Raw genomic sequence first — 23,461 nt, forward strand, 5'->3', positions numbered from 1 at the left:
CTGATTCGCTGCCGCGCGAGCGGCTGTCTCGGCCGAGTGCCGGGACCTAAGGAGGGTTGCGGGTCCGGATGCGTCGGCATGGGTGCCGTTGGACCGTCGTCCAGACTACCAGATCAGCTCTCGCCGGCGAGGATCCGCCGGATCCGCTCGAGGCGCGCGGCGACGTCGCGCTCGAAGCCGTGCGCGCCCGGCTCGTAGTAGCGCACGCCCACCAGGGGGTCAGGCAGGTGCTGCTGCGTCGCGACGCCGTGCGGCGCATCGTGGGCGTAGCGGTAGCCCTTGCCGTGGCCGAGCCGCTTGGCGCCGGGGTAGTGCGCGTCGCGCAAGTGGGTGGGCACGCGGCCGAAGTCGCCGCGGCGCACGTCGGCGATCGCGCGGTCGATGCCGAGGTAGGAGCGGTTCGACTTCGGGGCGGTCGCGAGGTAGACGGTCGCCTCGGCGAGCGGGATGCGGCCCTCGGGCATGCCGATGAGCTGCACCGCCTGCGCTGCGGCGGCGGCGATGACGAGCCCCTGGGGGTCGGCCATCCCGATGTCCTCGCTCGCGAGCACGATGATGCGGCGGGCGATGAAGCGCGGATCCTCCCCCGCCTCGATCATGCGCGCGAGGTAGTGGAGCGCCGCGTCCGGGTCGGAGCCGCGCACCGACTTGATGAACGCGGAGATGACGTCGTAGTGCTCGTCGCCCTGCCGGTCGTAGCGCAGCAGCGCCCGGTCGACCGCGCTCGCGAGCGCTTCGGCCGTCACGGTGACCGGCGCATCCGCCGCATCGCCGTCCTCGTCGTCGCCCGCCGACTCGGTCGCGCCCGCTTCGAGCGCGTGCGCGCCCGCGGCCTCGAGCGCCGTGAGCGCGCGCCGCGCGTCGCCCGACGAGAGCCGCACGAGCTGCGCGCGAGCATCGTCGTCGAGCTGGATGCGTCCGTCGAAGCCGCGCGGATCGGCGATCGCCCGCTCGACCAGCAGGGTGATGTCGTCGTCGTCGAGCGGCTCGAGCGTCAGCAGCAGCGAGCGCGACAGCAGCGGGCTGATGACGCTGAACGACGGGTTCTCGGTCGTCGCCGCGATGAGGGTGACCCAGCCCTGCTCGACCCCGGGCAGCAGCGCGTCCTGCTGCGCCTTCGTGAAGCGGTGGATCTCGTCGAGGAAGAGCACCGTCGAGCGCTGGTAGAGGTCGCGGTCGCTCAGCGCCGCCTCCATGACCTGCCGCACGTCCTTCACGCCCGCGGTCACGGCGCTCAGCTCGACGAAGCGGCGGTCGGACGAGTGCGCGATCGACTGCGCGAGCGTCGTCTTGCCGGTGCCGGGCGGCCCCCACAGGATGACGCTCTGCCCGCTCGCGGCGCCGCCGGCGGCGGTCTGGCTCGAGGCGGCGAGGCGCCGGAGCGGCGAGCCCGGGCCGAGCAGGTGGCGCTGGCCGACGACCTCGTCGAGGCTCGTCGGGCGCATGCGCACCGCGAGCGGCGCAGTCGTCCCCATGGCCATGCCTCCAGCCTAGGCGCGGCCACCCACGGCGGCCCGTCCAGGCGGGCGCCGCGCCGCGCAGGCGGTAGCCTGAACGCCGCATCGCGCGGGGGCGCGGAGCGGGAGGAGAGCCGAGTGGTCACGAAGCAGGAGCAGGAGCGCCGGGTGCGCGACTACCGCGCGCGGCAGACGGTGCACGAGCGCCGCAAGCGCCGGCAGCGTCGCGACTCCCTGATCGGCGGCGGCCTCGCGCTCGCCGTGCTGCTCGGCGGGGCGGCGCTCATCGGGCTCCAGCAGCCGGCCGATCCGGCGGATCCGGCCGACACGGCGGCACCGGCGGCGAGCGACCCGACTGCCGAGTCGCTCGTGCCCGATCCCTCGCTCGCCGAGGGCCGGGCCTGGAACGGCTCGATGACGATCAACGGCGTCGAGCTCGAGGTCGAGCTCGACGGCGAGGCTGCGCCGCAAGCCGTCTCCGCGGTGCTGTTCGACGCGCAGCGCGACTACTACGACGGCTCGACGTGCCACCGCCTCACGACGAGCGAGGGCTTCTCGGTGCTCCAGTGCGGCTCGGCCGACGGCCAGGGCGGCGGCGACCCGTCGTTCATGTACGGCCCGATCGAGAACGCGCCCGCCGACGACATGTACGCCGAGGGCACGATCGCCATGGCCCGCCAGGGCAACAACGCCGACTCGAACGGCCACCAGTTCTTCATCGTCTACGGCGACACGATGATCCCCTCCGACAGCGCCGGCGGCTACTCCGTCATCGGCCGCGTCACCTCGGGGCTCGACGCGCTCCGCGACGAGGTCATCGCGAAGGGCACGCAGGGCGACGTGCCCGACGGCCCGCCCGCCGAGCCGGTGACGATCGACGACTTCACGCTCGAGTAGCCGCCGTCGCGCATCGCGGTACGCTCGATGCGCCCCTCCCCTCGTCTGAGAGATCCCGTCATGACCGACTCCACCCAGCCCACCGACTCCGCCCCGGCGGAGGAGACCGCCCTCACCGAGGGGAGCGCCGTCGCGGAGCAGCCGACCGCTGCCCCCGAGCCGCTCGACGACGCGCAGCCCGAGGTCGAGGCGAGCGCCGCCGAGATGGCCGCGGCCGCCGACGCCGCGACCGGCATCCCGGTCGAGCAGGCTGTCGCCGAGCTGTCGGCCGACGAGGCGCCGGTCGAGTCCGCGCCCGCTCCCGAGCAGCCGGCAGAGGGAGCCCAGCCCGCCGAGGCGGAGCGGCCCGCGGCTGAGATGGAGCCGCAGATGGGCGAGCCCGTCGTCGAGCGGGGCCTCGGCCGCGTCGACGCGACCGGCACCGTCGCGGTGCAGGAGGGCGAGCGCTGGCGCGTCGTCGGCCAGTTCCCCGACGTCGAGGCCACCGAGGCGCTCGCCTACTTCGAGCGCAAGTTCGCTGACCTGGAGGGCCAGGTTCGCCTGCTCGAGCAGCGCATCCGCGGCGGTGCGAGCGCGCGCGACGTCGCGAAGGCCGCGTCGCACCTCTACAGCACGGTGCAGGACGCGAACGCCGTCGGCGACATCGCCTCGCTCCTGACGCGGCTCGACGCCCTCCGCGGCGAGCTCGGCGAGCTCGAGGCGCAGCAGCAGGCCGCGAGCCGTGCCGAGGTCGAGGCCGCGCTCGCCGAGCGCACGACGGTCGTCGAGTCGATCGAGCGGCTCGCGAGCGGCGACCTCGAGAACGTGCAGTGGAAGCAGACGATGCAGAAGGTCGACGCGCTCTTCGCCGACTGGCAGCGCCTGCAGAAGGACGGTCCGCGCCTGTCGAAGAGCCAGGCGGACACGCTCTGGAAGCGCTTCCGCGACGCTCGCGCGACGCTCGAGTCGGCGCGCCGCAAGTTCTTCGCCGAGCTCGACGCCTCCCACAAGGACGTGCGCGCCCGCAAGCAGGCGCTCGTCGAGCAGGCGCAGGCGCTCGCGCCGAAGGGCTCCGACGGCATCCCCGCCTACCGCTCGCTCCTCGACCAGTGGAAGGCCGCCGGCCGCGCGGGCCGCAAGGTCGACGACGCCCTGTGGGCGCAGTTCAAGGAGGCGGGCGACGTGCTCTTCTCGGCGAAGGCCGAGCAGGCCGCGATCGACGACGAGCAGTACGCCGGCAACCTCACGGCGAAGCGCGCGCTGCTCGACGAGGCCGCGCCGATCCTCGAGATGAAGGATCGCGCGAAGGCCCGCGAGGCGCTGCTCAGCATCCAGCGCCGCTGGGACGAGATCGGTCGCGTGCCGCGCGAGGCGCTGCGCGAGGTCGAGGACCGCATGCGCAAGATCGAGACGCACGTGCGCGAGCTCGACGAGCAGCACTGGAACGCCTCCAACCCCGAGCGGAAGGCGCGCTCCGAGGGCCTCGCCGGGCAGCTCGAGGAGGCGATCGAGAAGCTCGAGGCCGAGATCGCCGAGACGAGCGACGCGTCGCGGAAGGCCGAGCTCGAGGCCGAGCTGCAGACGAAGCGCTCGTGGCTCGAGGTCGTCGCCGCCGCCGGCTGAGCCGATGAGCGAGAGGGCCGGGATCGCAAGATCCCGGCCCTCCGCCGTCCCCGCGGTCGACCGCCGGGTCAGGCCTGCTCGAAGGCCGCGTCGAAGCGCGTCGTCGAGGGGTCGAGGTCGAAGCGCCGCAGCGCCGCGAGCGCCTCGGGAGCGCCCTGGAGCCTGTCCATCCCGGCGTCCTCCCACTCGATCGAGATCGGCCCGTCGTAGCCGATGGCGGTGAGCGTGCGGAACGCGTCGCCCCACGGCACGTCGCCGCGCCCCGCCGAGACGAAGTCCCAGCCGCGCCGCGGGTGCCCCCACGGGAGGTGCGACGAGAGGATGCCGTTGCGCCCATCCCCCATCCGCATCCTCGTGTCCTTGCAGTCGACGTGGTGGATCCGGTCGGCGAAGTCCGACAGGAACGCGACCGGGTCGATCCCCTGCCACAGCATGTGGCTCGGGTCCCAGTTGAGACCGAAGGATGCGCGGTGCCCGATCGCCTCGAGCGTGCGCGCCGTCGACCAGTGGTCGTACGCGATCTCGCTCGGGTGCACCTCGTGCGCGAAGCGCACGCCGCACTCCTCGAAGACGTCGAGGATGGGGTGCCAGCGCTCGGCGAAGTCCTGGTAGCCGCGCTCGATGACGGCGTCGGGCACCGGCGGGAACTGCGCGACGTACTGCCAGATCGACGAGCCGGTGAACCCGACGACGGTCTGCACGCCGAGTGCGCGCGCCATCCGCGCGGTGTCCATGAGCTCGGCTGCGGCGCGCTGACGCACCCCCTCGGGGTCGCCGTCGCCCCACACGCGCGGGCGCACGATCGCCTCGTGGCGGAAGTCGATCGGGTCGTCGCACACCGCTTGCCCGTGCAGGTGGTTCGAGATCGCCCACACAGCGAGCCCGTTGCGCTCGAGGATCTCGCGCCGGCCCGCGACGTAGTCGGCATCATCCCAGCGGGAGGCGTCGAGGTGGTCGCCCCAGCAGGCGATCTCGAGCCCGTCGAAGCCCCACGAGCCCGCGAGCCGCGCGACCTCCTCGAACGGCAGGTCGGCCCACTGGCCGGTGAACAGGGTGAAGGGTCGCGTCATCGCGTCGTCTCCGCTCGGTCGGTATGGCCCGGGTCGGTCTGACCCAGCTCGATCCTGGCACCGCCTGCCGCATCGCTGCGGGCGACGGCGTCGAGCACGCGCTGCACGGCGAGGCCGTCGGCGAAGGACGGCTCGGGCTGCACACCCGCGGCGATCGCTCGCAGCAGCTCGGCGGCCTGCGCGGTGAAGGTGCTGTCCCAGCCGAGCACGTGCCCTGGCGGCCACCAGCCCTCGAGGAGCGGGTGGTGCGCCTCGGTCACGAGCACGCGCGCCGGCCAGCCGTCGCGGCCCTCCGTGACCGTGAGCTCGTTGAACCGCTCGAGGCCGAACCCGATCGCGCCGTCGGTGCCGTGCACCTCGAGCTCGAGCGCGTTCTTGCGGCCCGCGGCGACGCGCGAGACATCGAGCGACGCGGTCGCGCCCCCCGCGAGGTCGAGCAGCGCCCACGCGGCGTCGTCGACGCTCACTCGCTCGGGGCCGGTTGGGCCCGGCCGCTCGCGCTGGAACGTGCGCAGCGCGCCTCGCACGCCGACGACCTCGTCGCCCGTGAGCGCGCGCACCTGGTCGATGACGTGCGAGCCGAGGTCGCCGAGCGCGCCGGACCCGGCGGTCTCCGCGCGCAGCCGCCACGTCATGGGCGCGTCGGGGTCGACGAGCCAGTCCTGCAGGTAGGCCGCGCGGATCGAGCGCACCGCGCCGATGCGGCCCTCGGCGATGAGCGCGCGGGCGAGCGCGAGCGCGGGCACGCGGCGGTAGTTGAAGCCGAGCATCGCGAGCCCGGAGGCGTGCTCGGCGGCCGCGACCATGCGCTCGGCCTCGGCCTGGTCGAGCGCGAGCGGCTTCTCGACGAGCACGTGCTTGCCCGCCTCGAGCGCCGCGATCGCCATCTCGGCGTGCAGGTGCCCGGGCGTGCAGACGTCGACGATGTCGATGTCGTCGCGCTCGACGACGCTGCGCCAGTCGGTGGATGCGTCGGCCCAGCCGAGCGCGTCGGCGGCGGCGCGCGTGCGCCCCGGATCCGACCCGACCAGGGCGCGCATCGCGACGGCCGGCACGTCGTGGAAGACGGCGCCGACGTTGCGCCACGCGCTCGAGTGCGCGCGGCCCATGAAGGCGGTGCCGAGCACCGCGACGCCGAGCGGGGCACTCACGCTGCCTCCAGCTGGCGGAGGAACGCGAGGCCGTCGCGCGCGAGGTCGTCCTGCGAGGGGGCGAGCGGCCGCCAGATCGAGGCGGCGACCGCGATGGCCGCGTTCTCGGCCGTGAAGCTCTCGATGACGAGCGGGCCGGCGTAGCCGACGGCGTCGAGCGCGTCGCGCACCCCCGGCCAGTCGGTCTGGTCACCGCCGGGCGCGCCCCGGTCGCTGCCGCACACCTGCACGTGCACGAGGTGCTCCCCCGCCGCGCGGATCGCGGCGGGCGTCGAGCGCTCCTCGATGCCGAGGTGGTAGGTGTCGAGCGCGAGGCCGAGGTGCTCGCCGAGCAGCGGCTCGAGCGCCTCGAGCGACTGGTCGACGGTGTTGAGCAGGCTCGTCTCGTAGCGGTTGAGGGGCTCGATGCCGATGCGCACGCCGCGCGCGGCGGCGTGCTCGACGACGGGCGCGAGCCCGGCCCGCAGCCGCTCGATCGTCGCGGCGCGCTCGCCGGCGCCCTGGCGCGACGTGCGGCCGGTCTCTGCCGTGAAGGGTCCGCACACCGCCGCCGCGCCGATGCCCGCGGCGAGGTCGACGCACGTCGCGAGGTAGGCGCGGGTCGCCGCGACGACGTCCTCGTCGCCGTCGACGAGCGAGCGGCCGGGGCCCATCGCGCCGACGACGCTCGCGCCGAGCCCGTGCAGCTCGAGCAGCGGCACGAGCGCCTCGGCGCTCAGGTCGCCCTCGCGCTCGAGGGGCAGCTCGACGACGTCGAAGCCGAGGTCGGCGATGCGGGCGATCGCCTCGGGTGCGCCGGCGTCGCGCAGCGGCGACGTCCACACCCACGTGTTGATCCCGATCGGGCGCACGCGCGCCCTCCTTCCGACTCGCGGGGACGGTGGGATGGTTGCCGGGACCCGCTCGCGCGGGTCCCGGCCCTCGATCAGCGGTTCTGCCAGGCGTCGGGGAAGCCGGGCAGGTCCTCGCCGCCGAAGCGCGCGTAGTGCCCGTCGGGCATCCCCTCGTTGGCGGCGAGCGCGTCGGCGCGCTCGCCCTCCTCGATCGGCTGCTGCGGCAGCACCCACTCCGTCGGCACCGGCTCGCCGTTCGCGATCATCTCGACCGCGAGCAGCGGCGTGCGCCACTGGAAGTTGGAGTAGACCGGCGCGAGCGCCGTCATACCCCGCTCGTCCCACGCGCGGAGGAAGCTCATCTCGTCCTCGCCCGTCATGACCGGCAGCTCGGCGCCGGCGTCCTCGAACGCCTCGATCGCCGCGACCGCGCCGTCACCCGCGTCCATCCAGATGCCGTGCACCTCGCCCGCCGACAGCGCATCCGTGATGATGCTCTTGATCTCCGTCGGGTCGGCACCCGTGAAGTGGTCGTCGACCGTCATGCCGGCCTCGGTCAGCAGCCGCTCGGCCGCCGCCCAGCGGTGCTCGAGCACGTCGACGCCGGGCAGGATGCGCAGCGCGACGATGTTCGAGCCGGGCTCGAGGTTGTCGATGAGGAACTCGGCCGTATCGATGCCCCACGCGTAGCCGCCGATGGGGTGGATGAACGTCGTCGCGCAGTCGGTGTCGACGCCGCGGTCGAAGACGATCACGGGCTTGCCCGTCTCGCACGCGCGGTCGACGGCGGGCGTGAGCGCCGCGGTCGAGTTCGGCGAGATGATGAAGACGTCGCAGTCGCCCTGGGCGATGAAGTAGTCGATGTCGGCGATCTGCGTGTTGTCGTCGTCACCGGCGTCGCGCACCTCCATCGACTCGATGACGCCCGACTCCTGCAGCGCCGCGAGCTGCTGCTGCATCGTGATGAAGCCCGTCTGGCGCCACGGGTTCGAGATGGATGCGTTGGCGAAGCACGCGCGCATCGGCTCGTCGGTGGCCCACTCGGCGGTGTCGGTCATGGGGCCGTCGATGTACTGCAGCCACGGGGTCTCGGGGTCGCCCTCGAACGTCGCCGAGCGCTGCTCGAACTGCTCGTCGTAGACAGCCTGGTCGAACCACTCGCTGCCGGAGGCCTGGGTCTCGGCGGGCGGCGGCGCGCTCGCGTCGCCGGTCGCCGAGGGGCTGACGCTCCCATCGGTGCTGCATGCGGCGAGCATCGTCGCTGCCGCGAGGGCCGCGACAGCGAGGCCCATCCTGCGCTTGCGCATCATCGTTCTCCTGATCGTGTGGTGGTGGTGGTCGGGGTGATGGTGGTGGTGGTGCCCGCCGGGCCGGGTGCGTCGGCGGGAGGGGATGCCTTGGGCTTCCGGGCCGAGCGCCACGCGACGGCGCCGAGCGCGACAGCGGCGATGATGATCGCGCCCTGCACGGTCGGTCGCCAGGTCGCGTCGATGCCGGCGATGTTGAGGAGCGTGAAGAGCAGCTCGAGCGAGATCGCGCCGGCCGCGGCCGAGAGCACCCAGCCCCGCCCGCCGCCGAGCACGGCGCCGCCGAGCACGACCGCGGTGATCGCCTGGAACTCGTAGCCCTGCCCGACGCTCGGGTGGACGCCCGCGTAGCCGACGAGCAGGATGCCGGCGACGGTCGCCGCGAGCGACGAGAGCACGAACGCCGAGGTCTTGACGAGCACGAGCCGCGTGCCGGCGAGGCGCGCCGTGACGGGGTTGTCGCCGACCGCGAGCAGCGTCTGGCCGAACGGCGCGCGCATGACGAGCCACGCGACGAGGCCGACGGCGAGCAGGATGAGCACGGGGTAGGGCACGACGCCGAAGAGCGCGCCGCGGCCGATCTGCCGGAAGCTGTCGACCGGGTTGCCGGTCGCGGCGCCGCCGGTGAGGAAGCGCACGAACCCGTAGAGGGCGAGCATCATGCCGAGCGTGACGATGAAGCTCGGCACCTTCGCGACCGTCGTGAGCAGCCCGTTGACGACGCCGACCACGACGCCGACCACGAGCATGAGCGCGATGCCCGGCAGGATCATCGCCTCGTCCTGCCCGATGACGTTGCCCGCGATCACGACTTGGGTCGCGATCACCGCGCCCATCGAGAGGTCGAACTCCCCCGACACGATGACGAAGAACTGCCCGATCGCGGCGATCGCGATGGGGGCGGTCCGGGAGAGGAAGCGCACGAGCTGGCCGGGCTCGGCGAAGTTGGGGTTCGTGACGATCACGCCGATGAGCAGCACGACGAGCAGCACGAAGACGGCGCCGCTCGGGGTCGCGAGCCCGGTGAGGAAGCGCTGGCCGAGCGAGCGCTGCGCGGTGGCGATCACGGGGCCGCCTCCTTCCCCAGCCGGAACCGCGGGGGTCTCCGCTGCACGCTCCGCCACGCGTAGAGCGCGACGGCGAGCACGATGACCGAGCCGCGGATGAAGTCCTTGAGGAACGGGTTGACCTCGAGCACGCTCATGACGTTGTCGAGCACCGCGAAGATCGCGACGCCGCCGATCGTGCCGAGGACGCTGCCGACGCCGCCCGCGAGCAGCGTGCCGCCGAGCACGACCGCGGCGATCGACATGAGGTCGTAGCCGCCCTGCGAGCCGATCGTCGGGCTGCCGACCGAGGTGCGCGCGAGGAGGAGCAGTCCCGCGAGCCCGGCGAGCATCGAGCACAGCGCGTGCGCCACCACGACGGGCACCTTCGTGCGCACGCCGGAGAGCCGCGCGACGCTCGCGCTGCCGCCGACGGCGTAGAGGTGGTGACCGAGCCGAGTGCGGTGCAGCAGCAGCGCGGCGAGGGCCGCGCACGCGAGCATGATGATCGTCGAGAGTGGGATGCCGGCGACGAGCGTCGCGCCGATCACCCGGAACTCCGGCGGCGCGGAGCCGAAGGAGCCCTGGAAGCTCGTGCCGAGCCAGCCCGAGATGATGAGGCCGACGCCGAGCGTCGCGATGAAGCCGTGCACGCGGAGGCCCGTGACGATGAGGCCGTTGACCGTGCCGATCGCGGCCGACACGGCGAGCGCGGCGAGCACGCCCGGCACGATGCCGGCGGGGCCCTGCGCCATGACGCCCGCGCCGATGATGGATGCGGTGCTCACGACGTAGGGGACGGACAGGTCGAGGCTGCCCGCGATGATCACGAGCGTCTGGCCGATCGCGACGAAGCCGAGGATCGACATGAGGGTCAGCACGGCGGCGAGGTTCCCGGCGGTGAAGAAGGGCTTCCCCGCTGCGGTGACGAGCACGGCGCTCAGCACGAGCACCGCGGCGAGCACGATGAAGACGATCGCGGTCGTCGACAGCCGCCGACGCCGCACGGGCCGCGCTCCCACGACGGCGCTCACGCGGCGGCCTCCGCGCCCTCGGCGCCGGCGGCGAGCGCGAGGACGTCCTCCTCGCTCGCCGAGGGCGGCAGCTCGCCGACGAGCCGCCCGTCGCGCATGACGAGCACGCGGTCGCTCATGCCGAGCACCTCGGGCAGCTCGCTCGAGGCCATGAGGATCGCGACGCCCGCGCTCGTGAGGCGCCGCATGACCTCGTAGACGCCGAACTTGGCTCCGACGTCGATGCCGCGGGTCGGCTCGTCCATGAGCACGACGCGCGGCGCGACCGCGAGCCAGCGCGCGAGCACGACCTTCTGCTGGTTGCCGCCCGAGAGGAACTGCACCTCCTGGTCGAGGCCGCGAGCGACGAGCCCGAGCTCCTCGAGCGTCGAGGGGAGCTCGGCCCGTGCCGCGGCGGTGCGGCTCGGGAAGACCGCGCGCACGACACCGAGCGCGTTCTGCGCGACGGTGAGGCTGAGCGAGAGGCCCTGGCCCTTCCGATCCTCGGTGATGAGCGCGAGGCCGGCGCGCACGCCGTGCCGCGGCGAGCGGGGCCGGAGCACCTCGTCGCCGACGCGCATCGAGCCGCGCGTGAAGGGGTCGGCGCCGAAGATCGCGGCGAGCAGCTCGGTGCGACCGGCGCCCTGCAGGCCCGCGAGCCCGACGATCTCGCCGGCGCGCACCTCGAGCGAGATGTCGTCGACGAAGCCGTTCCCGGCCGCCTCGAGCGCGAGGGCGATCTCGCCCGGCACGGCGTCCGGCGCGCGGTCGGGGAAGAAGGCGGAGAGCTCGCGGCCCACCATCAGGCGAACGAGGCCGCGCTCGTCGAGCTCCGCGGCCGGGTAGGTGCCGGCGTGGCGGCCGTCCTTGAGCACGGTGATGGTCGAGCAGAGGTCGAAGACCTCGCGCAAGCGGTGGGAGACGTAGAGGATCGCGATGCCGCGCGCGGTGAGCGCCTCGACGATGCGGTAGAGCAGCGACACCTCGTGGTCGGCGAGGGCGGCCGTCGGCTCGTCCATCGAGATGACCCTCGCGTCGAGGCTCACGGCCTTCGCGATCTCGACGATCTGCTGCTCGGCGACCGAGAGCTGCCGCACCGGCAGCGCGGGGTCGAGGTCGGGCACGCCGATGCTCGCGAGCAGCTCGCGCGTCTCGCGCAGCATGCGGGCGCGGTCGACGAGCGGTCCCCGGCGCGGCTCGCGGCCGAGCCAGACGTTCTCGGCGATCGAGCGGTCGACGAGCAGGTTGAACTCCTGGTAGACCGTCGCGATGCCCGCGCGCTGCGCCTGCAGCGGCGACGAGAAGGCCACGCGCTCGCCGTGCAGCTCGAGCGTGCCCTCATCGGGGTGGTGGGCGCCCGCGATGATCTTCATGAGCGTCGACTTGCCCGCGCCGTTCTCCCCGACGAGCCCGTGCACCTCGCCGGCCCGCAGCTCGATGCCGACGCCGTGCAGCACGGTCGTGCCGAGGAACGACTGCACGATGCCGCTCGCGCGCAGCACCGGCTCCCCGGTCTTCGCCGGAGCGGCCATGACTTCTTCGTCCACGCCGACACTGTGGCACGCATCCGCACTTTTGTCGAGCAGCCGACGAAAGTCGTCTCGATCGTGTCGTAAGCCCCGGGATGTGCTTCACTGCACTCATGCGCACGAGCGAGCTGTTCGACCTGCTGCGCGACGGCCGCCCCCGCACTCGCGCGGAGCTCGCCCGCACGGCGGGCGTCGCGCGCTCCTCCGTCGCCGCGCACATCGACGCGCTCACGCGGCTCGGCTACGTCGCCCCAGTCGGCGACGCCGCCTCGACCGGCGGTCGGCCGGCGTCGCTCTTCGCGCTCAACCCCGCAGCTCGGCTCGTCGTCGGCGTCGACGTCGGCGCGACGCACGTGCTCGTCGAGCTCGCCGACCTCGCCGGCACCCCGCTCGGCGACGCGCGCGCCGACCTCGACGTCGCCGAGGGCCCCGAGGCGGTGCTCGGCTGGATCGTCGAGGCCGTCCGGCGGCTCGTCGACGAGCACGGCCGCGATCCGGGCGAGGTCGTCGCGCTCGGCATCGGCCTCCCCGGGCCCGTCGAGCACGCGACGGGCAGGCCGATCAGCCCGCCCATCATGCCGGGCTGGCACCGCTTCGACGTCGCGGGCTACGTGCGCGAGCGGCTCGGCTGCCCCGTGCTCGTCGACAACGACGTGAACATCATGGCCCTCGGCGAGCAGCGCACCGCGTGGCCCGAGACCGACGACTTCGTGCTCGTGAAGGTCGCGACGGGCATCGGCGCGGGCATCATCTCGGGCGGCCGGCTGCAGCGCGGCGCGCAGGGCACGGCGGGTGACCTCGGGCACGTGCGCGTGCCGGGCTCGAGCGCGCCGTGCCGCTGCGGCAACGAGGGCTGCCTCGAGGCGGTCGCCGCGGGCCCCGCGATCGCGGCGGCGCTCCGCGAGCAGGGGCTCGCGGTCGAGGGCACCGGCGACGTCGTCGCGCTCGCGAGGCTCGGCTCCGCCGAGGCGGCGCGGGCGCTGCGGCAAGCGGGACGCGATCTCGGCGAGGTGCTCGCGATGCTCGTGAACCTCGTCAACCCATCCGTCATCGTCATCGGCGGGCGGCTCTCGGGCGCGGGCGAGGACCTGCTCGCGGGCATCAGCGAGGTCGTCTACCGGCGGTCGCTCCCGCTCGCGACCGAGCACTTGCGGATCGCGGCGAGCACGACCCAGGCGGATGCGGCCGTGCGGGGCGCGGTCGCGCTCGCGATCGAGCACGCCCTCTCGCCCGAGGTGCTCGACGCCGAGACCCGCGCGATGGCGTGAGCGCGCTCAGCCGGTCGTGATGCGGTAGACGTCGTAGACGCCGTCGATGCGGCGGACGGCGTTCAGCACGCTGTCGAGGTGCGTGACGTCGCCCATCTCGAACGCGAAGCGGCTGATGGCCAGGGCGTCGGTGCCGGTGTGCACGCTCGCCGAGAGGATGTTGACGTGGTGCTCGCTCAGCACGCGCGTGATGTCGCTCAGCAGGCCAGAGCGATCGAGCGCCTCGACCTGCGTGTTCACGAGGAACAGGCCCTTCGAGGCAGCGGCCCACTCGACCTCGATCATGCGCTCGGGCTCCTGCAGCAGCCCCTGCACGTTCGGGCACGAGCGCTGGTGCACGCTCACGCCCTGGCCGCGCGTGACGAAGCCGACGATGTCGTCGCCCGGCACCGGGGCACAGCACTTCGAGAGCTTCACGAGGATGTCGTCGGCGCCGCGCACGAGCACGCCTGAGGCGCTCGAGGCGGGCCGCGGCGCGCGCGTCGGCAGGATCGGGACGGGCTGGTCGTCCTCGTCGGCCGACTCCTCCGCCCGCACCGCCGCGACGACCTTCTCGAGCACCGACTGGGTCGAGACCTGGCCCTCGCCGACGGCCGCGTAGAGTCCCGTGACGTCGTCGTACTTGAGCTGCGCGGCCACTTGCGCGAACGCATCCCGCCCCATGAGCTTCTGCAGCGGCAGGTCGTGGCGGCGCATCGCCTTCGCGATCGCCTCCTTGCCGACCTCGACCGCCTCGTCGCGCCGCTCGCGCTGGAACCACTGGCGGATCTTGCTGCGCGCGCGCTGCGAGGTCACGAAGCCCTGCCAGTCCTGGCTCGGGCCCGCGTCGGGACTCTTCGACGTGAGCACCTCGACGACGTCGCCCGTCGCGAGCTTCGTGTCGAGCGGCACGAGCCGGCCGTTGACCTTCGCGCCCATCGTGCGGTGGCCGACCTCGGTGTGCACGGCGTAGGCGAAGTCGACGGGTGTCGCGCCCGCGGGCAGGCCGATGACCTTGCCCTTCGGGGTGAAGACGTAGAGCTCCTTCGCGCCGATCTCGAAGCGCAGCGACTCGAGGAACTCGCCGGGATCGGTCGTCTCCTCCTGCCAGTCGTTGATGTGCTGCAGCCACGCCATGTCCGTCGGCGACATCGCGCCGCCGCCCTGCTTGTACTTCCAGTGCGCGGCGACGCCGTACTCGGCGCGGCGGTGCATCTCCTCGGTGCGGATCTGGATCTCGACGTGGTGGCCGCGCGGGCCGATGACGGTCGTGTGGAGCGACTGGTAGAGGTTGAACTTCGGGGTGGCGATGTAGTCCTTCAGCCGGCCCGGCATGGGCTGCCAGCGCGCGTGGATCGCGCCGAGCACCGCGTAGCAGTCGCGCACGGTCGGCACGATGACGCGCACGCCCACGAGGTCGTAGATGTCGGCGAAGTCGTGCCCGCGCAGCCGCATCTTGTTGTAGATCGAGTAGTACTGCTTCGGCCGGCCCGCGATGCGACCGCGGATCTTCTGGGCCCGCATGTCCTCCGTGAGGCCGGCGACGACCTCGTCGAGGTAGCGCTCGCGCTCGGGCGCGCGAGCCTCGACGAGGTTCTTGATCTCGAGGTAGACCTTCGGCTGCAGCACCGCGAACGAGAGGTCCTCGAGCTCGACCTTGATCGTCTGGATGCCGAGCCGGTGCGCGAGCGGCGCGTAGATCTCGATCGTCTCGCGCGCCTTCCGCTGCGCCGACTCGTCCGAGACGAAGCCCCACGTGCGGGCGTTGTGGAGGCGGTCGGCGAGCTTGATGACGAGCACGCGGATGTCCTTCGACATCGCGACGACCATCTTGCGCACGGTCTCGGCTTGCGCCGACTCGCCGTACTTGAGCTTGTCGAGCTTCGTGACGCCGTCGACGAGCATCGCGATCTCGTCGCCGAAGTCGGCGCGGCACTGCTCGAGCGTGTAGGTCGTGTCCTCGACCGTGTCGTGCAGGAGCGCCGCGGCGACCGTGATCGCGCCGATGCCGAGGTCGGCGAGGATCTGCGCGACCGCGACGGGGTGGGTGATGTAGGGCTCGCCCGACTTGCGGTACTGGCTGCGGTGCGCCTCCTCGGCGACGATGTACGCGCGCTGGATGAGGCCCGTGTCGGCCTTGGGGTGCTGCGCCTTGACCGTGCGGATGAGCTCGTCGACGGCGCCCGCGCGGTGCGAGCGCGAGAAGAGGAAGGGCAGGAGCGTGCGGAAGCCGCCCGAGGACTGCTGGGTGTCGCTCATCGCCCTCCCCCTTCCTGCTAGACGACCGCCCCGCGCTCGCTCGCCGCGGGCTTGGCCTTCGCCTCGGCGATGGTGTCGCCCTGCCGCAGCTGCGCGTAGACGGGAGCGGCGACGAAGATCGACGACCAGGTGCCGACGATCGTGCCGATGAACAGCGCGAGCGAGATGTCGCGCAGCGTGCCGGCGCCCAGCAGCAGCGCGCCGATGAAGAGCACCGACGCGATGGGCAGCGTCGCGACGATCGAGGTGTTGATCGATCGCACGATCGTCTGGTTGACCGCGAGGTTGATGTTGTCGAGCAGCCCGCCGCTCGTGCCGGGCGCGGTGTTCTCGCGCACCTTGTCGAACACGACGACCGTGTCGTAGAGCGAGTAGCCGAGGATCGTCAGGAATCCGATCACGGCGGCCGGCGTCACCTCGAAGCCGACGATGCCGTAGACGCCCGCGGTCACGAGCAGGTCGAACGCGAGCGAGGCGAGCGCCGCGACGGCCATCTTCCAGGTGCGGAAGTAGACGGCGAGCACGATCGAGACGAGCACGAGGAAGACGACGAGCGCGCGGAGCGCTTGCTGCGAGACGTCGGCGCCCCACGACGGGCCGATGAAGGAGAACGCGACCTCGCCGCTCTCGACGCCGTAGAGGTCGGCGAGCGCTGCGCGCATCTCGGCCGCCTGCTCCTCGGTCACGGCGTCGGTCTGCACCCGCACGGTGTCGGAGCCGAGGGTGACGGCGCGCGCCTCGGCGTCCGGCGCGACCGACTCGACCGCTTCGTCGGCCCCCTCGGCGGACGCGGAGGAGAGGCCCGTGACGCGGAACTCGCTGCCGCCGGTGAACTCGATGCCGAAGACGAAGCCGCCGCGGATCACGGTGCCGAGCGCGAGCAGGATGAGCACGCCGACGGCGATGGCCATCCAGAGCTTGCGCTTGCCGACGACCGGGAGCGATCGCTCGCCCGTGTAGAGCTCGTTGCCGATCGTGGTGAGCGAAGCCATCAGTCCTCCTTGGCCGTCGCGTCGGCCATGGCGGCCTTCCGCTCGGCGATCGTCTGGCGGCGCTGCGCCTCAGCGGCCGAACGCACGCCCTTGCCGGCGGCCACGGGCTCGCGGAACTTCGCGCGGCCGCGGTACACGGCGCCGAGCGCTTGCGGGTCGAGGCCCGAGAGCCGGTGACCCTGCGAGAAGAAGCGCGTGCGCGAGAGCAGTCGCAGCAGCGGATGCGTGAACAGCGCGACGACCACGATGTCGATGAACGTCGTGATGCCGAGCGTGTAGGCGAAGCCGCGCACGTTGCCGACCGAGAGCAGGAACAGGATCACGGCGGCGAGGAAGCTCACCGCATCCGAGACCAGGATCGTCCGGAAGGCGCGCTTCCAGCCCGTCTCGAGCGCGCTCGAGAGGTGCTTGCCCTCGCGCAGCTCGTCGCGGATCCGCTCGAAGTACACGATGAACGAGTCGGCGGTGATGCCGATCGAGATCACGAGTCCCGCGATGCCCGCGAGCGAGAGCCGGTAGCCCTCGGTGCTCGAGAGGAACGTCACGACGAGGTAGGTGAGCACCGCCGCGATGACGAGCGAGAGCACGACCACGAGCCCGAGCGCGCGGTACTGGAAGACCGAGTAGACGACGACGAGCACGAGGCCGATGAGGCCCGCGAGCAGGCCCGCGCGCAGCTGGTCGGCGCCGAGCGTCGCCGAGATGGTCTCGTTCGACTGCACCTGGAAGCCGATCGGCAGGGCGCCGAAGCGCAGCTGGTCGGCGAGGCTCTGCGCCGCCTCCTGCGTGAACCCGCCCGTGATCTGCGCGTTGCCGTCGGTGATGATGACGTTCGACGTGATCGGCATCAGCACGGTCTGGTCGAGCACGACCGCGAACTGGTTCTGCGGCTCGGGCAGGTTCGTGATGCCGCGCGTCGTGGCCTCGAAGCCTGCGGGGCCCTCGCCGTCGAGCTCGAGGTTGACGGCCCAGCCGCCGGTCGCCTGGCCCTGCGAGTTCGTCGCGGCCGAGACCTGCGCGTCGGCGATGTCGGCGCCCTCGACCGTCACGGGCCCCAGGATGAAGCGCGCGGAGCCGTCGGTGGAGCACGTGATGAAGGGCTGATCGGCGGGCGCGATCGTCGTCGTGTCGACGTCGGCGCACTGGAACGCCTCGAACTCGGAGAACAGCTCCGGCGTGATCCACGCCTGGTCCCACGCGGTCTCGGGCGTCACGGTCGGCTCGCTCGGCGCGGGGGTCTCGGCGGGCGCGGGCGTCGCGCCGGGCGCGTTCGCCGGCGCGGAGGCGAGCACCGGTCGGAACTCCATCTTCGCGCTCGCCTGGATTCGCTGCATCGTCGCGGCGTCGGGCTCACCCGGGAGGGCGACGACGATGTTGCGGCCGCCCTGGGTGGTGATCTCGGCCTCGGAGACGCCGGAGGCGTCGACGCGCTGGCGGATGATCGCCACGGCCTGGTCGAGCTGCTCCTGCGAGACGGACGCGCCCTCGGCGACGACGGGCTCGAGCACGATCTGCGTGCCGCCCTCGAGGTCGAGCGCGAGCTCCGGGCTCCAGGAGCCGCCGCCCCACTGCACGGCGCCGAAGTTGACCCCGATGAGGCCCGCGATGAGCACCACGAGCCAGATGAGGGCGCGCGCCCCCTTCGATCGAGCCTTCGCCACTGATCAGGCGCGGTCGCGCGGCTCGCCGGCGTCGCCGGCGTCGTCGATCGAGCTCTCCGAGGTCTCCTCGACGTGGTCGTCGACCACGCGGGCGAGCGTCTGGCGGTGCACGCGCACGATCGTGCCGGGCGAGATCTCGATGAAGGCCTCGTTGCGCTCCTCGTCGATCGAGCGCAGCTCGCCGAACAGGCCGAAGTTCGTCATGACCTCGGAGCCGGGCACCATCTTCGACTGGAGCTCCTCAGCCTGCGCCTTGCGCTTCTTGTTGCTCCGGAACATGAAGAAGATCATCGCCGCGAGGACGAGGAGCATGATGATGGTGAGCGGGTCGAGGGCAAACCCGGTCTGGGCGGCGGGCGTCGTCTGCAGGAACAGCATCGTCGTGAAGGGACCTCTCGGGATGGTTCGCCGGGCGCGGCTGCGCGCTCGACCAAGGGCCCATCATACCCCGTCGAGCGTCCCGTCCAGATGCTGAGCGCCCGCGTGCCGCATGCCCGCGAGCGTCGCGACGCGGCCGCGGGGGGTGCGGCCGATGAGGCCCTCGCGCACGAGGAAGGGCTCGACGACCGACTCGATCGTGTCGGTCTCCTCGCCGATCGCCGCCGCGAGCGTCGACAGCCCGACGGGCCCGCCGCGGAAGCGGTGCGCGATCGCGTGCAGCACGGCGCGGTCGATGCGGTCGAGCCCCGCCTCGTCGACGTCGTAGAGCTCGAGGGCCGCGCGCACGCCGTCGAGGTCGCTCGAGCCGGCGTGCACGAGCAGCCAGTCGCGCACGCGCCGCAGGAGCCGGTTGGCGATGCGGGGCGTGCCGCGCGAGCGGCGCGCGAGCTCGGCGAGCGCGGCGCGCTCGATGTCGACATCGAGCAGCCGCGCCGAGCGGGCGAGCACGCGCTCGAGGTCGTCGGGCTCGTAGAACTCGAGGTGCGCGGTGAACCCGAAGCGGTCGCGGAGCGGCGCGGGCAGCATGCCCGAGCGCGTCGTCGCCCCGACGAGCGTGAACGGCGCGAGCTCGAGCGGGATCGAGGCGGCGCCGGCGCCCTTGCCGACCATGATGTCGATGCGGAAGTCCTCCATCGCGAGGTACAGCATCTCCTCGGCGGAGCGCGCCATGCGGTGGATCTCGTCGACGAAGAGCACCTCGCCTGGCACGAGCGCCGAGAGCACCGCTGCGAGGTCGCCGGCGTGCTGGATGGCGGGGCCGGACGAGTAGCGGATCGGCCGGCCGGTCTCGGCGCCGATGATCGTGGCGAGGGTCGTCTTGCCGAGCCCGGGAGGGCCGGCGAGCAGGATGTGGTCGGGCGTGCGATCCTGCAGCCGCGCGGCCTGCAGCAGCACCTCGAGCTGCCCGCGCACCTTGGGCTGGCCGACGAACTCGGCGAGGCTCGTGGGCCGCAGCGCACCCTCGAAGGCGAGCTCGTCCGGCGTCGCGGCGGGATCGGTGAGCGGATCGGTCACGGACGCGCTCCCGGACCGAGGATCGCGAGCGAGGCGCGCAGCAGCGAGCCGGTCGACGCGGCGGCCTCGGGCGCCGCGACCGCCGCGCGCTCGATGGCGTCGGCAGCGGTGCGCTCGGGCCATCCCAGCCCCGTGAGGGCCGTGAGCACGTCAGCCCGCGCGTCCGCCCCGGGTGCGACCGGCTGCGGCGCGGCCGGCGGCGCGAGCTTGCCCGTGAGCTGCAGGATGATGAGCTTCGCCGTCTTCGGACCGATGCCGCTCACGGCCTTGAACGCCTTCTCGTCCTCCCCCGCGACGGCTCGCGCGAGCTCGTCGGGAGAGAGGTGCGCGAGCACGCCGAGCGCCGACTTCGGCCCGACGCCCGAGACGGCGATGAGCAGCTCGAACGCCTCGAGCTCCGCCTCGGTCTCGAAGCCGTAGAGCGAGAGCTCGTCGTCGCGCACGACGAGGTGCGTGCGGAGCGAGACCGGCGCGCCGACGCGCGCGGCGAGCGACGCCTGCGGGGTGACCGCGACCGCGAGGCCGACGCCGCCGACCCCGACGACGAGGCGCTGGCCGCGGGCAGCGAGCACGGTGCCGTCGAGGGAGGAGATCACCCGATCAGCCTATGCCGGGCCGCTCGCGCGGCACCGTCGGCCGCGCCGCGCGCTGATAGCCTTGCACCGCCCGTTGCCGGTCCCGACCCGAGAGATCCCATGCGCTACATCCTGTTCCTGCTGCTCATGATCGTCATGATCGGGTCGTTCGTGCTCATGGGCTCCTCGGCGCAGTTCGTGGGCTTCGAGGGCATCGTCTTCACCGTCGGCCTGCTGGCCTTCTGCCTCGTCGTGCTCATCGCCGTCGAGATCGGCCGTCGGGGCCTGCGCCAGCGCTAGCGACGAGCGCGCGCCTCGGCCGCGGCCCACGCGCGCTGCGCCGGGGTCGCCGAGCCGCTCGGCATCCCGCTCGCGCGCACACGCGCGCGCCAGCCCTCCGCGATCGCGATCGCGAGCGCATCCGCCGCGTCCGCCGGCTTCGGGGCGACGTCGAGCCGCAGCAGCCGCCGCACCATCTCCCCCACCTGACGCTTGTCGGCCGCGCCGTAGCCCGTCACGGATGACTTGACCTCGGTCGGCGTGAGCAGCGAGATGGGGATCCCGCGCTCGGCGGCTGCCCGCAGCACGACGCCCGAGATCTGCGCGACGCCCATGACGCTGCGGAGGTTCGCCTGCGCGAACACGCGCTCGAGCGCGATCGCATCGGGGCGGTGCTCGTCGATCGCCGCCTCGACGCCGCGCGCGATGCGCAGCAACCGCTGCTCGATCGCCTCGTCGGCGCTCGAGCGCACGACCTCGACGTGCACGAGCGTCGGCGTGCGCCGCTCGACGTCGACGACGCCCACGCCGCAGCGCGTCAGGCCGGGGTCGACCCCGAGCACGCGCACGGTGCCGGGGCGCACGCCCTACTCCTCCTCGTCGAGCTGCGCCTGCACCTCGGCCGGGATGTCGTAGTTGGCGTAGATGCTCTGCACGTCGTCGAGCTCGTCGAGCGCGTCGACGAGCCGCAGCACCTTGCGCGCGGTCTCGAGGTCGACCTCGACCTTGAGGTTCGGCACGAACTCGGCCTCGGCCGAGTCGTAGTCGATGCCCGCGTCCTGCAGCGCCGTGCGCACCTGCACGAGGTCGCTCGGCTCGGAGAGCACCTCGAAGCCGCCGCCCTGGTCGACGACCTCCTCGGCGCCAGCGTCGAGCACGGCCTCGAGGATCGCGTCCTCGTCGACGCCGTCGGTCTTCTCGATCGAGACGACGCCCTTGCGGGTGAAGTTGTAGGCGACGGATCCCGGGTCGGCCATCGTGCCGCCGTTGCGGCTCATCGCGACGCGCACCTCGGCGGCAGCGCGGTTCTTGTTGTCGGTGAGGCACTCGATCATGAGCGCGACGCCGCCGCTCGCGTAGCCCTCGTACATGATGGTCGTGTACTCGACCGACTCGCCCGTGAGGCCCGCTCCGCGCTTGATCGCGCGGTCGATGTTGTCGTTCGGGACGCTCGTCTTCTTCGCCTTCTGCACGGCGTCGACGAGCGTCGGGTTGCCCGAGAGGTCGGCGCCGCCGATCTTCGCGGCGACCTCGATGTTCTTGATGAGCTTCGCGAACGACTTGGCGCGGCGGGCGTCGATGACGGCCTTCTTGTGCTTGGTCGTGGCCCACTTGGAGTGTCCGGACATGCTGCTTCCTGATCGCGGGAGGGGGTGTCCATCCTACGACTGCGCGCTGGAGCTTGGAGTCGAGGCCCTTTCGGGCCTCGACCGCGACGCCGGCGCCGGGGCCCGTCCCGGGCCCCGGGATCCGCGGCGAGTCCCTCAAGCGGCGGGGGCCCGCACCCCCGCGCTGCGCAGCTCGAGCGCCGCGAGCGCGCCGAGCGCGGCCTCGTCGCCCGCCCGCAGCGCCGCGACGGGGTCGTCGACCGCCCGCAGCAGCCGCGAGGTCGGCTGCCCGACGATCGCGCGCATCGCGAGCAGGTCGCGACCGGCCCGCGTCGCCGCGAGCCGGCGGCTCGAGCGGGCGCGGAAGACGAACCGCAAGCGCGGCACGAGCCAGATGAGCACGACGAGCAGGGTCGGCAGCAGCCACAGCGCCATGCCGACCGCGGCAGCGAGCGCCTCGACGCCGCTCGAGAGCGCGACGCCCGCCGCCGCGAGCTCGTCGGCCGAGCCGGAGGCATCGCGGAACGGCGCCGCGATCCCCTCGCCGACGAACGGCACCTGCTCGAGCGCCGTCCCCGCGTCCGTCAGGGTCGTCGAGAAGCCGCTCCCCGCATCCTCGATCTGCCTGCCGAAGCCCCCGAGCGAGCGGATGGCGCGTGCCACCTGCTGCGAGACCCAGACGGCGACCACGATGGTCGCCACGGCGGTGAGGTCGGCGACGACCTGCCAGAGCGCGGCGGAGGGACGGCTGGAGTAGAGCTGCACGGCTCGATCGAACCATGCGCCCGGTCTCATCGCGTCGCGGCTCGCGCCCTCGGTCGCTGCCCGACGAGCACGCCGGCGCCGATCACGACCGCGGCGCCCACGAGCTCCCAGACGCCGAGCCGCTCGCCGAGCACGAGCACGCCGAGTGCGACCGCGACGACCGGGATGAGGTAGGTCACGGTCGCGGCGACGGTCGGGCCGACGGCGCGCACGACCTCGAACTGCAGCACGTAGGCGAGCCCGGTGCCGAGCACGCCGAGCGCGAGCGTCGCGACGAGCGCGAGCGGCAGCGCCCCGGGGGCGTGCGAGCCGATCGGCGACCAGCCCTCGAGGGCGCTCCAGGCGAGCAGCGCGACGAGCACCATCGGCAGCCCGGTCACCATGAGCGCGGTCGGGTGCGCGATGCCGGGCACCTCGCGGTGCGCGAGGAGGCGCCGGTTGAGCGTCCACCCGACGCCGTAGGACGCGGCGCCGCCGACCGCGATGAGGAAGCCGACGATGTCGGGCCCCGAGTGCGCCGTCCAGGGCTGGGCGATGAGCACGACGCCGACGAGCCCGAGCAGCACCGCGCCGAGCTTCCGCGGCGTCAGCCGGTCGCTCGGCAGCAGCAGGAGCGCGAAGAGCACCGTCGCGATCGGCGTCGCGGCGTTCGCGAGCCCCGTGAGGCCCGACGAGATGCGCGTCTCGGCGACGACGAAGAGCGTGAACGGCAGCGCGGTGAGGAAGAACGAGCACACCGCGAGCAGCGCCCACGTGCGCGCATCGCTCGGCAGCCGCACGCGCATCGCGAGCGCGAGGAGCACGAGCGTGATCGCGGCGACGCCGATGCGCAGCGTCGCGATCTGCATCGGGTGGAGCGCGTCGAGGCCGAGCTTCATGAGCAGGAACGACGAGCCCCAGATGAGGGCGAGCGAGATCCACAGCGCTTGCCACGGCAAGCGGGCGAGGCCGCGCGCGGGTGCCTCGAGCTCGGTGACGGTCACCGGCGCATCCGA

At 72.9% G+C, this 23,461-nt stretch carries 22 protein-coding genes; 4 read left to right on the forward strand and 18 right to left on the reverse strand.

Going from position 1 to position 23,461, the window contains the following annotated elements:
* Positions 1-113: 113 nt before the first annotated feature.
* Positions 114-1,481: a replication-associated recombination protein A gene (locus ACP7BI_RS11310; RefSeq protein ID WP_425846268.1), complete on the reverse strand. Its 1,368-nt coding sequence runs from the start codon at positions 1,479-1,481 to the stop codon at positions 114-116.
* A 114-nt stretch (positions 1,482-1,595) separates the two neighbouring features.
* Between ACP7BI_RS11310 and ACP7BI_RS11315 the strand changes: the two genes are divergently transcribed.
* Both ACP7BI_RS11315 and ACP7BI_RS11320 read left to right on the forward strand, forming a co-directional pair.
* Positions 1,596-2,354, forward strand: a complete 759-nt coding sequence (locus ACP7BI_RS11315) for a peptidylprolyl isomerase (RefSeq protein WP_425846270.1) — start codon at positions 1,596-1,598, stop codon at positions 2,352-2,354.
* A 60-nt stretch (positions 2,355-2,414) separates the two neighbouring features.
* Positions 2,415-3,956, forward strand: a complete 1,542-nt coding sequence (locus ACP7BI_RS11320; protein WP_425846272.1) for a DUF349 domain-containing protein — start codon at positions 2,415-2,417, stop codon at positions 3,954-3,956.
* A gap of 68 nt (positions 3,957-4,024) precedes the next feature.
* On the opposite strand, the gene ACP7BI_RS11325 is transcribed toward ACP7BI_RS11320, so the two are convergent.
* From ACP7BI_RS11325 to ACP7BI_RS11355, 7 genes are all read right to left on the reverse strand, one after another.
* Positions 4,025-5,026, reverse strand: coding sequence for a sugar phosphate isomerase/epimerase family protein (locus ACP7BI_RS11325; RefSeq protein WP_425846274.1), 1,002 nt, complete (start codon positions 5,024-5,026; stop codon positions 4,025-4,027).
* Entirely contained in the window at positions 5,023-6,177 is a 1,155-nt protein-coding gene (locus tag ACP7BI_RS11330) for a Gfo/Idh/MocA family protein (RefSeq protein ID WP_425846277.1), read from the reverse strand. The genes ACP7BI_RS11325 and ACP7BI_RS11330 overlap by 4 nt, the downstream gene beginning before the upstream one ends.
* A complete protein-coding gene (locus ACP7BI_RS11335; RefSeq protein WP_425846280.1) occupies positions 6,174-7,028 on the reverse strand; it encodes a sugar phosphate isomerase/epimerase family protein in 855 nt (284 codons plus the stop codon). Before ACP7BI_RS11335 ends, ACP7BI_RS11330 begins: the two co-directional genes overlap by 4 nt.
* A gap of 74 nt (positions 7,029-7,102) precedes the next feature.
* Complete coding sequence (locus tag ACP7BI_RS11340) at positions 7,103-8,320, reverse strand: substrate-binding domain-containing protein (protein ID WP_425846283.1); 1,218 nt, start codon at positions 8,318-8,320, stop codon at positions 7,103-7,105.
* Complete coding sequence (locus tag ACP7BI_RS11345; protein WP_425846286.1) at positions 8,317-9,384, reverse strand: ABC transporter permease; 1,068 nt, start codon at positions 9,382-9,384, stop codon at positions 8,317-8,319. Before ACP7BI_RS11345 ends, ACP7BI_RS11340 begins: the two co-directional genes overlap by 4 nt.
* Positions 9,381-10,397: an ABC transporter permease gene (locus tag ACP7BI_RS11350; RefSeq protein ID WP_425846288.1), complete on the reverse strand. Its 1,017-nt coding sequence runs from the start codon at positions 10,395-10,397 to the stop codon at positions 9,381-9,383. The genes ACP7BI_RS11345 and ACP7BI_RS11350 overlap by 4 nt, the downstream gene beginning before the upstream one ends.
* Positions 10,394-11,923 carry a sugar ABC transporter ATP-binding protein gene (locus ACP7BI_RS11355; protein ID WP_425846290.1) on the reverse strand — a complete coding sequence of 510 codons (1,530 nt, stop codon included), beginning with the start codon at positions 11,921-11,923 and terminating at the stop codon, positions 10,394-10,396. The genes ACP7BI_RS11350 and ACP7BI_RS11355 overlap by 4 nt, the downstream gene beginning before the upstream one ends.
* A gap of 95 nt (positions 11,924-12,018) precedes the next feature.
* Between ACP7BI_RS11355 and ACP7BI_RS11360 the strand changes: the two genes are divergently transcribed.
* Entirely contained in the window at positions 12,019-13,173 is a 1,155-nt protein-coding gene (locus ACP7BI_RS11360) for an ROK family protein (RefSeq protein WP_425846292.1), read from the forward strand.
* 6 nt (positions 13,174-13,179) lie between these two features.
* Here ACP7BI_RS11360 and ACP7BI_RS11365 read toward each other — a convergent pair whose 3' ends face one another.
* The 6 genes from ACP7BI_RS11365 to ruvA all read right to left on the reverse strand — a co-directional run bounded on the left by ACP7BI_RS11365 (position 13,180) and on the right by ruvA (position 20,115).
* Entirely contained in the window at positions 13,180-15,411 is a 2,232-nt protein-coding gene (locus ACP7BI_RS11365) for a RelA/SpoT family protein (protein WP_425846294.1), read from the reverse strand.
* A 17-nt stretch (positions 15,412-15,428) separates the two neighbouring features.
* Complete coding sequence (gene secF / locus ACP7BI_RS11370; RefSeq protein ID WP_425846297.1) at positions 15,429-16,403, reverse strand: protein translocase subunit SecF; 975 nt, start codon at positions 16,401-16,403, stop codon at positions 15,429-15,431.
* A complete protein-coding gene (gene secD / locus ACP7BI_RS11375) occupies positions 16,403-18,064 on the reverse strand; it encodes a protein translocase subunit SecD (RefSeq protein WP_425846299.1) in 1,662 nt (553 codons plus the stop codon). Before secD ends, secF begins: the two co-directional genes overlap by 1 nt.
* A gap of 3 nt (positions 18,065-18,067) precedes the next feature.
* A complete protein-coding gene (locus ACP7BI_RS11380) occupies positions 18,068-18,442 on the reverse strand; it encodes a preprotein translocase subunit YajC (protein ID WP_425846302.1) in 375 nt (124 codons plus the stop codon).
* Positions 18,443-18,505: 63 nt separating this feature from the next.
* Complete coding sequence (ruvB, locus tag ACP7BI_RS11385) at positions 18,506-19,519, reverse strand: Holliday junction branch migration DNA helicase RuvB (protein ID WP_425846305.1); 1,014 nt, start codon at positions 19,517-19,519, stop codon at positions 18,506-18,508.
* The gene (ruvA, locus tag ACP7BI_RS11390) at positions 19,516-20,115 is read right to left on the reverse strand and encodes a Holliday junction branch migration protein RuvA (RefSeq protein ID WP_425846308.1); all 600 of its coding nucleotides are present in this window, start codon (positions 20,113-20,115) and stop codon (positions 19,516-19,518) included. Before ruvA ends, ruvB begins: the two co-directional genes overlap by 4 nt.
* A 99-nt stretch (positions 20,116-20,214) precedes the next feature.
* On the opposite strand from ruvA, the gene ACP7BI_RS11395 reads away from it, so the two are divergent.
* On the forward strand, positions 20,215-20,394 hold the full coding sequence (locus ACP7BI_RS11395) for a hypothetical protein (RefSeq protein WP_211449025.1): 180 nt from the start codon (positions 20,215-20,217) through the stop codon (positions 20,392-20,394).
* Here the strand turns inward: ACP7BI_RS11395 and ruvC are convergent.
* The 4 genes from ruvC to ACP7BI_RS11415 form a co-directional block, all read right to left on the reverse strand.
* The gene (gene ruvC, locus ACP7BI_RS11400; RefSeq protein WP_425846310.1) at positions 20,391-20,957 is read right to left on the reverse strand and encodes a crossover junction endodeoxyribonuclease RuvC; all 567 of its coding nucleotides are present in this window, start codon (positions 20,955-20,957) and stop codon (positions 20,391-20,393) included. The genes ACP7BI_RS11395 and ruvC overlap by 4 nt on opposite strands.
* A 3-nt stretch (positions 20,958-20,960) precedes the next feature.
* On the reverse strand, positions 20,961-21,722 hold the full coding sequence (locus ACP7BI_RS11405) for a YebC/PmpR family DNA-binding transcriptional regulator (RefSeq protein ID WP_211449023.1): 762 nt from the start codon (positions 21,720-21,722) through the stop codon (positions 20,961-20,963).
* Between the two features lie 135 nt (positions 21,723-21,857).
* Positions 21,858-22,466 (reverse strand): hypothetical protein, encoded by a 609-nt coding sequence (locus tag ACP7BI_RS11410; protein ID WP_425846312.1) that lies wholly within the window; start codon positions 22,464-22,466, stop codon positions 21,858-21,860.
* Positions 22,467-22,492: 26 nt separating this feature from the next.
* On the reverse strand, positions 22,493-23,449 hold the full coding sequence (locus ACP7BI_RS11415; protein ID WP_425846314.1) for a DMT family transporter: 957 nt from the start codon (positions 23,447-23,449) through the stop codon (positions 22,493-22,495).
* Positions 23,450-23,461: the final 12 nt, after the last annotated feature.

The sequence above is a fragment of the Agrococcus sp. TSP3-2-1 genome (genome assembly GCF_049897585.1).
In the GTDB taxonomy this organism is placed as follows: Bacteria; Actinomycetota; Actinomycetes; order Actinomycetales; family Microbacteriaceae; genus Agrococcus.

What these genes read in the sequence shown, in the direction of transcription:
- ACP7BI_RS11310 (WP_425846268.1), bottom strand. Translation starts at nt 1,481, where the DNA reads ATGGCCATGGGGACGACTGCGCCGCTCGCGGTGCGCATGCGCCCGACG.
- ACP7BI_RS11320 (WP_425846272.1), top strand. Translation starts at nt 2,415, where the DNA reads ATGACCGACTCCACCCAGCCCACCGACTCCGCCCCGGCGGAGGAGACC.
- ACP7BI_RS11325 (WP_425846274.1), bottom strand. Translation starts at nt 5,026, where the DNA reads ATGACGCGACCCTTCACCCTGTTCACCGGCCAGTGGGCCGACCTGCCG.
- ACP7BI_RS11340 (WP_425846283.1), bottom strand. Translation starts at nt 8,320, where the DNA reads ATGATGCGCAAGCGCAGGATGGGCCTCGCTGTCGCGGCCCTCGCGGCA.
- ACP7BI_RS11360 (WP_425846292.1), top strand. Translation starts at nt 12,019, where the DNA reads ATGCGCACGAGCGAGCTGTTCGACCTGCTGCGCGACGGCCGCCCCCGC.
- ACP7BI_RS11365 (WP_425846294.1), bottom strand. Translation starts at nt 15,411, where the DNA reads ATGAGCGACACCCAGCAGTCCTCGGGCGGCTTCCGCACGCTCCTGCCC.
- secF (WP_425846297.1), bottom strand. Translation starts at nt 16,403, where the DNA reads ATGGCTTCGCTCACCACGATCGGCAACGAGCTCTACACGGGCGAGCGA.
- ACP7BI_RS11380 (WP_425846302.1), bottom strand. Translation starts at nt 18,442, where the DNA reads ATGCTGTTCCTGCAGACGACGCCCGCCGCCCAGACCGGGTTTGCCCTC.
- ACP7BI_RS11395 (WP_211449025.1), top strand. Translation starts at nt 20,215, where the DNA reads ATGCGCTACATCCTGTTCCTGCTGCTCATGATCGTCATGATCGGGTCG.
- ACP7BI_RS11405 (WP_211449023.1), bottom strand. Translation starts at nt 21,722, where the DNA reads ATGTCCGGACACTCCAAGTGGGCCACGACCAAGCACAAGAAGGCCGTC.